This is a genomic window from Streptomyces sp. PH10-H1, assembly GCF_030063355.1.
Classification (GTDB): domain Bacteria; phylum Actinomycetota; class Actinomycetes; order Streptomycetales; family Streptomycetaceae; genus Actinacidiphila.
Genome location: NZ_JASISZ010000156.1, coordinates 1 through 6,273 on the forward strand (window position 1 = coordinate 1; position 6,273 = coordinate 6,273).

The window sequence follows — 6,273 nt, forward strand, 5'->3', positions numbered from 1 at the left end:
ACCTACTACAACGCCCGCCGACGCCACAGCGCGCTCGACTACCTCTCTCCAATGGAGTTCGAACAGCAGCACCGCAAGACAGTTAAACTTTCACTCGCAGCATGAACCCCTGTGTCCACACTCCGGGCATCACCTCACCGCATCACGACCCCTGAGGGTGCGCCAGCCGATGGGACCATTCGGGCGTCTTCGGGTGGGCCGGTCTCGCTTTCGACGCTTCCGACACGACGACGAGCTGCGGCGCACCACTGCGTTCGCAGTCAGGCCGAGCGGCCGGCGGGACATGGCCGCCAAGCCCGGCCGTCCGGACGCCACGCGCCACGCGGGTCCGAGCTTGCGGGGCGACGAGGTGCCCCGGGTTAGTCAAGCGCCTCGGCGACGAGGTCGGAATCGGGAACGCCAGGAACGGTCTTTCAGCCAGTGAGCGCATGGATACCGGAACTCGCACGATGGCTGGTATCCGCACCCGTCTCATATCCGCACCAACCTATGCAGCGGCGACATCCGACCTGAAGATCCCCGGCCACTTTCCTGCCGTGCCCCTCCCCCGACCTGCGTCCATCAAGAGATCAAATGCTGCTTTACAACAACCCCGTCGACGATTTGCCTTGATCTGTAAACGGAACTTTCGGGTCTCCGCCCGTGACAGCTGTTACTGGTGATGCCTCCTGATGGAGATGGCCGGTCAAGAAATTCGGCTCGATACTGCAATAGCTCAGATGAATCGGTATCCGGATGCTGCCATTCCTAGGTTGACAGAGATGATAACGAACCCGATGCTGTGCATGGACCCGACGCCGGACCGTCGCATCCTTGAGTGGATCAGTGCTGGATTGATCCATTCAATTGACGGTTCGCAGTAATTTGTTGGCGGCCAGGCACATTACCTCCTGTGATCCCTTTGCGACCTCATGCGGTCGTTCCGGTATCACTGGATGAGGGGGAGGCATGGAAAACACTGGCCGGGAAGATCCTGGGTCCAGCGCGTCCGGATTCAGTGCGGAAATGGCGCACCCCTGCAAATGACCTGGCCGTTCCGGGACAGGCGGGATTCTTTCCGGGCAACGGCAGCGCATGCCCGCTGTCGGTTCAGGGCTCACCTGATGGGCCCCGTTTCCGACCCTGTTCACCGGCTGACGACTGCGTGCTACTACAGCTGCTCCCAGGCCTGACACGCCCCTTTCGGAGCTGGGCCCCGTCGGGCGCCCAGCTCCGATCCCGCTGGACGCAGAGAGGCGCGCCGTATGAGCGTGACCGTACCGGGCGGCTCCACTGTCCGCCTCCACAAGCTCACGATGGTGGCCGAGGACGACGGCGTCATGGTCGGCCGGCCGGACATCGGCTCGTACGCGGTGTTCCCCGAGGAGGGTGCGCAGGCCCTGCGGATGCTCGACTCCGGGACCCCGGTCTCCGACGTGGCCGCGTGGTACGAGCGGACGTGCGGCGAGTCCCTGGACATGGAGGACTTCCTCGCGGCGCTTGAGGATCTCCAATTCCTTCGGTCCGAGAACGAGGACGAGGATGAGTCCGCGCCTGCGGATTCACCGGTTCGATGGCAGCGGCTGGGCCGGTGGGCATTCTCGCGGCCGGCCTGGGCGTGCTACATCGCGCTGATGGCCGTGACGGTCGCCGCGATGGTGAAAGAACCACAACTGCGTCCCTCCTACCACCAGGTGTTCTTTACCAGCTATCTCTCACTGATACCGGTAGCTCTCTTCGGTGCCGCGATCCCCTGCATCCTGGTACACGAGAGTTTCCACGCACTCGCCGGCCGCCGGCTCGGTCTTCCCTCCCGGCTCGGAATCGGACGCCGGCTCTATTTCCTCGTCGCGGAGACCCGGCTGGACTCCCTGCTCAGCGTGGAAAGGCGACGACGGTATCTGCCGTTCCTCGCCGGAATGCTGGCCGACGCCGTCATGATCTCCGTGCTGACGCTCCTCTCGTTGGCCCTGGACGATCACGGCATCGCCCCATGGATCCACAAACTCTGCCTGGCCGTCGCCTTCAGCTGCGTCATCCGCCTCATCTGGCAGTTCATGTTCTATCTGGAAACCGACCTCTACTTCGTCCTGTCCAACGCTCTGCGCTGCACAGATCTTCAAAATGCCAGCCGCTTCTACCTGCGCACCCACTTCCGTCGGCTGCTGCGCCGCGAACCCCCGCAGCCGGACACCGAGTGGTCGGACCGTGACCGCGCGATGGCGCGCTGGTACGCGCCCATCCTCGTGGCCGGTTACGGCTTCTCCCTCGGCAGCCTGGTGTGGGCCGCCATTCCGACCGCCGTACACCTCTGGTCGACGGCCTTCGGCCGGTTCACCAACACGCGGACTCCCGCCTCCGACCTCCTCGATGCGGTGATCTTCGTCGTGCTGACGTCGTTCGAAGTCGGTCTGCTGCTCTATGTCACCCTGCGGGACCGGCGCGCTCGGACCCGGAAGAACTCACTCCAAGGAGCACTGCCTTGACATCCTCCCTGCCCCGGCACTGTTGGATCGACGCAACTGCGGATGCCTCCGGGGACGGCGGCCTTCCGCTGCCGCCTGAAGCCTTCCTCGACGTCTGGTGCCACCGCCGGCTACGCGGACCGTACACCGGGGGCGGCTCCCTACTGCGCCTTATCGTGCCCGAGCTGATGGAGGCGAACTCCGAGGTGGTGGCGGCGCGGGCGACCGAAGTCGTCGCGCTCGCGCCGGAACTCACCCCCATCGTCCCGCAGCCGCCCCAGACCCTCACCAACCTCGCCGACTCCAAGGAACGCACCCGGTTCTACCCCGCGACGCGCGCGATCCGCCTCAGCCACGGCGTCGCCGAACTCCTGATGGACTGGGCTCGCATCAAGCATCCCGGTGGAGTCGTCATCGCGTTCCATGACCTTGACGAAGCCGACCCCACCGACCGTGACCTGGTGGCCATTCTGCTGCGCCGCTGCAACCCCGCACTGCTGTCCGTGATCGTCGAGAACCCCGGCATCGCCGACGACGCCCTGGGACAGGACCTGACCGCCCGCGCTCTGCGCGTCGGGAACCGGCCCCGCCCCGAGCCGCGGTTCCCACCCGACGCCGACCTCGCCCAGCTGTTCATCGATTCCGACGGCACCAGCCGCGAACCGGCCCTCCTTCGCGCCTACTCCGACCTGCCGCCCCAGGAACGGGCCCGCCGTCACACCGCCCGCGCCGAGAAGCTGGCGGCCCTCGGCGAGCCGACGCTGCTGACCGGGGCTATTCCTTACCACCTGGAACACGGATCCGACCCGTCCGGTGCCGGTGTGGAAGCCATCGCCCAGGCCGTCAATGGGTGCTTCGCCCTGGGCTTCTACGAGGCGGTGGTGGAACTCTCCCTGCGCGGACGCCAGATAGTCCCCAGCGCCGAACGGCCGAAGGCGTACTGGAACTTCACCCACAAAATCGGCGCCTGCCTCTCCTACCTGGGGCGCGGCGACGAAGCCATCGGCTACCTCGAGGAGATGCGGCAGGGCTCGACCGAGCCCGACATCCACATGGGCACCAGCTACCTGATGGCGATGCTCCACACCCGCTTCCTTCCGGAAGACGCGCACGACGAGAACGTGGCGCTGGCGTGGGTCAACACCGCGATCGCGATCGCCGACATCCACCCGGACCCACGTCGGCGCATCCTCGTCAGAGCCTTCATGCGCAACGCACGAGCCCTCGTAGAACTGCACCGCGGCAACCTCGACGGCTCGCTGGCGCTCGTCAACGAGGCGATGGCGATCACCGACGCCGACTTCGGGCCCGACGAGCAACTCCTGCACCGTTCCGTGCTGCTGTACAACCGGGCGCAGGTCCAGGGCGGCCGCAAGGACCACGCCGCCTCACTGCTCGACTACGACGAGGTGATCCGCCGCGATCCGGACTACGGCGACTACTACTTCGAGCGGGCCGCGCAGCACCGCGCCGCCGGCCAGTACGCCCAGGCCCTCGATGACTACGCCGCCGCGATCCGGCTGAGCCCGCCGTTCCACGAGGCGCACTTCAACCGCGCGGACCTGCTGCGCGAACTCGGCGACGACGAGGCTGCGTTGCGGGATCTGGACTACGCGCTCGACATCGAGCCCGATCATGTGGACTCGATCGTCAACCGCGCCGATCTGCTCCTGGCCTGCGGTGAGATGGAACGCGCCCGCGCCGACATCGAACGCGGGCTCGCCCTGGACCCGCGCAACGTGAACCTGCTGGCCGCCCAGGGCTCGCTGCTCGCGGACTCCGGTGACACGGAGGGCGCGTACGCGAAATACACCGCCGCGCTGGCGGAAGACCCGGCCTTCGTCGCGGCCTGGGCCAACCGTGCCGTACTGGCCTATTCCACGGACCGGCCCGCGCAAGCGGTCGCCGACCTCGACGAAGCCATCCGGCTCACGGATGACCCCGCTCTACGGGCCAACCGCGCCATCGCGCTGCAGGAACTCGGTCACCACGACCGTGCCATCGAGGATCTCGACACTGCCATCGCCGCCATCGGCGACCAGAATCCCGAGCTGCTCTACCGGCGCGGCGTCAGCCGCCAGTCGACGAACGACACCGCCGGCGCGCTCGACGACTGGCGCGCCCACCTCGCGGCCTACGGCCCCGGCGAGACCTCCCCGTACCTCAAGGAGATCGAGCTGCAGGCCGGCGACTTGATCGCCAACAGGGGCCAGACGCAGGAGGGAGTGATGTGACGGAGGCATCCCCTGCCGCGCGCCCGAGCGATCGCGGCGCGCACGGCACCACCCTCCTGGCAGGCGCACCCCGGCGGGCGACCGACACTCCCGCCGGGGTGGGGCCCAACCTGATGAGACGGGTGCTGCGCCACCACGCCAAGGGCGTTGCCGTCATCACCGCCGGCGCCGAGAACCCCGCCGGCTTCTGCGCGACCTCCCTCACATCCCTCTCGCTCGACCCGCCTCTCCTGTCGTTCACCGTCGGCCTGCACACCTCGTCCTGGGCCACCGTCGAGAGCGCACCGCACGTCATGGTCCACCTGCTCGCGCAGGGCCAGGAGGACATCGCCCGCAGATTCGGCGGATCTGGCCCGGCGAAGTTCGGACCGGGCACGCGCTGGCACCGCGGCGCATTCGGCCTGCCGGTGCTCGACGACGTCCTCGGCTGGCTGGCGCTCGCACCCGTCAGCCGGCTACCGGTCGGAGATCACGCCCTCGTCATCGGCCAGGTGGTCTCCGCCCGTCACATCGCCGACGGCGGCCCGCTGATCCACCACGACGGCGGCTTCGTCCGGCTGGCCCCTCCGGCGGGCCGCGCGTGGTGAACCCCGCGGCGGCGAGCGGGCCCGCCGCCTCGTTCGCGAACCCGGCGAGCGGCTTGCTTTCCGCGAAGGCACCCTCGACTACTTCACGATCACCACGGAACGCCCCCTGCCATGACGGGCCCCGATCGAGTCGCCGCAGTCCTGCATCCGACCCCAGACTCAAGGCAGCTCGGGTTGGCGGCCCACGGTTCGCAAGAGGTCCCGCGCTCCTTGCGCCGACCGCGTAACGGGCGGCAGAGCGTGGCCGCACGTTCCTGTTCCGCTGACCTCCGGATCGCCAGGGCCCTGGAGTGAGGAGTCGCCGGGCAGCTGCTTTCACTGTGCGGCCGGGGGCCGAGTTCCGCGTACGGTGAAAGAGGGGGCATCAAGGACGATTCCTGCTGCTGGCGGCTGACTTCCCCGCACTGGTTCTTCCGATGCGCCGGGGGAATACGCCGTTGTGCACGCAGTCCACTCCACCCCACGGGGGGTTCGAGGAGAGCACGATGGCCACGTACACCAAGCCTGCCTGCACCCCGCAGAGCTTCGACGAGTTGATCAACCGACTCAAAGGCGATGAGATCGAGCGCCGCAGGGCGATCGAGATCATCCAGGCCGGCGGCGCCATGGCGTTCGGGGAAGAATACTTCGCCCTGACCGACAAGCAGCGCGACCAGCTCGCGGCTGCCACGTCAGATCCGGCCGCAGACTTTCGCTGGAGGGCGCTCCTGAGTCAAGGTCTGGTCGAGGGAAAGCCCGTCCGTATCGTGCCCACGACCACCAGGATCGGCGTCAGCATCGACGTGACGGTCGATTCAGACGGCAGTGTCAGCGTCTCCGTCAGTTGCGAGCTCTAGTAGGGCTTGGTCAGGTTGGTTGGGGTGGTGCGTGTCCTGCGGGGGTGGTGTGGCGTTGAGGGTGTGTGACTCCGGGCGAGATTGCTGGTGTGCGTGGTGAGTTGGAGGCGTTTGCGGCGGAGGTGTTCGAGCCGTTTGCGCGTAAGGATCAGCGTCGGTGGGGGCAGGTCTA

The 6,273-nt window shown here is 67.3% G+C and carries 4 protein-coding genes; all 4 read left to right on the forward strand.

Going from position 1 to position 6,273, the window contains the following annotated elements:
* Nucleotides 1-1,244: 1,244 nt before the first annotated feature.
* The 4 genes from QMK24_RS40465 (at nt 1,245) to QMK24_RS40480 (ending at nt 6,101) form a co-directional block, all read left to right on the forward strand.
* Nucleotides 1,245-2,465: a hypothetical protein gene (locus tag QMK24_RS40465; protein WP_283471911.1), complete on the forward strand. Its 1,221-nt coding sequence runs from the start codon at nt 1,245-1,247 to the stop codon at nt 2,463-2,465.
* Complete coding sequence (locus QMK24_RS40470; protein ID WP_283471912.1) at nt 2,462-4,678, forward strand: tetratricopeptide repeat protein; 2,217 nt, start codon at nt 2,462-2,464, stop codon at nt 4,676-4,678. Before QMK24_RS40465 ends, QMK24_RS40470 begins: the two co-directional genes overlap by 4 nt.
* Nucleotides 4,675-5,265, forward strand: coding sequence for a flavin reductase family protein (locus QMK24_RS40475; protein WP_283471913.1), 591 nt, complete (start codon nt 4,675-4,677; stop codon nt 5,263-5,265). The genes QMK24_RS40470 and QMK24_RS40475 overlap by 4 nt, the downstream gene beginning before the upstream one ends.
* A gap of 485 nt (nt 5,266-5,750) precedes the next feature.
* Nucleotides 5,751-6,101 (forward strand): hypothetical protein, encoded by a 351-nt coding sequence (locus QMK24_RS40480; protein WP_283471914.1) that lies wholly within the window; start codon nt 5,751-5,753, stop codon nt 6,099-6,101.
* The last annotated feature ends 172 nt before the right edge of the window (nt 6,102-6,273 follow it).

Coding starts and splice junctions, on each gene's coding strand:
- QMK24_RS40465 (WP_283471911.1), top strand. CDS start 1,245: ATGAGCGTGACCGTACCGGGCGGCTCCACTGTCCGCCTCCACAAGCTC.
- QMK24_RS40480 (WP_283471914.1), top strand. CDS start 5,751: ATGGCCACGTACACCAAGCCTGCCTGCACCCCGCAGAGCTTCGACGAG.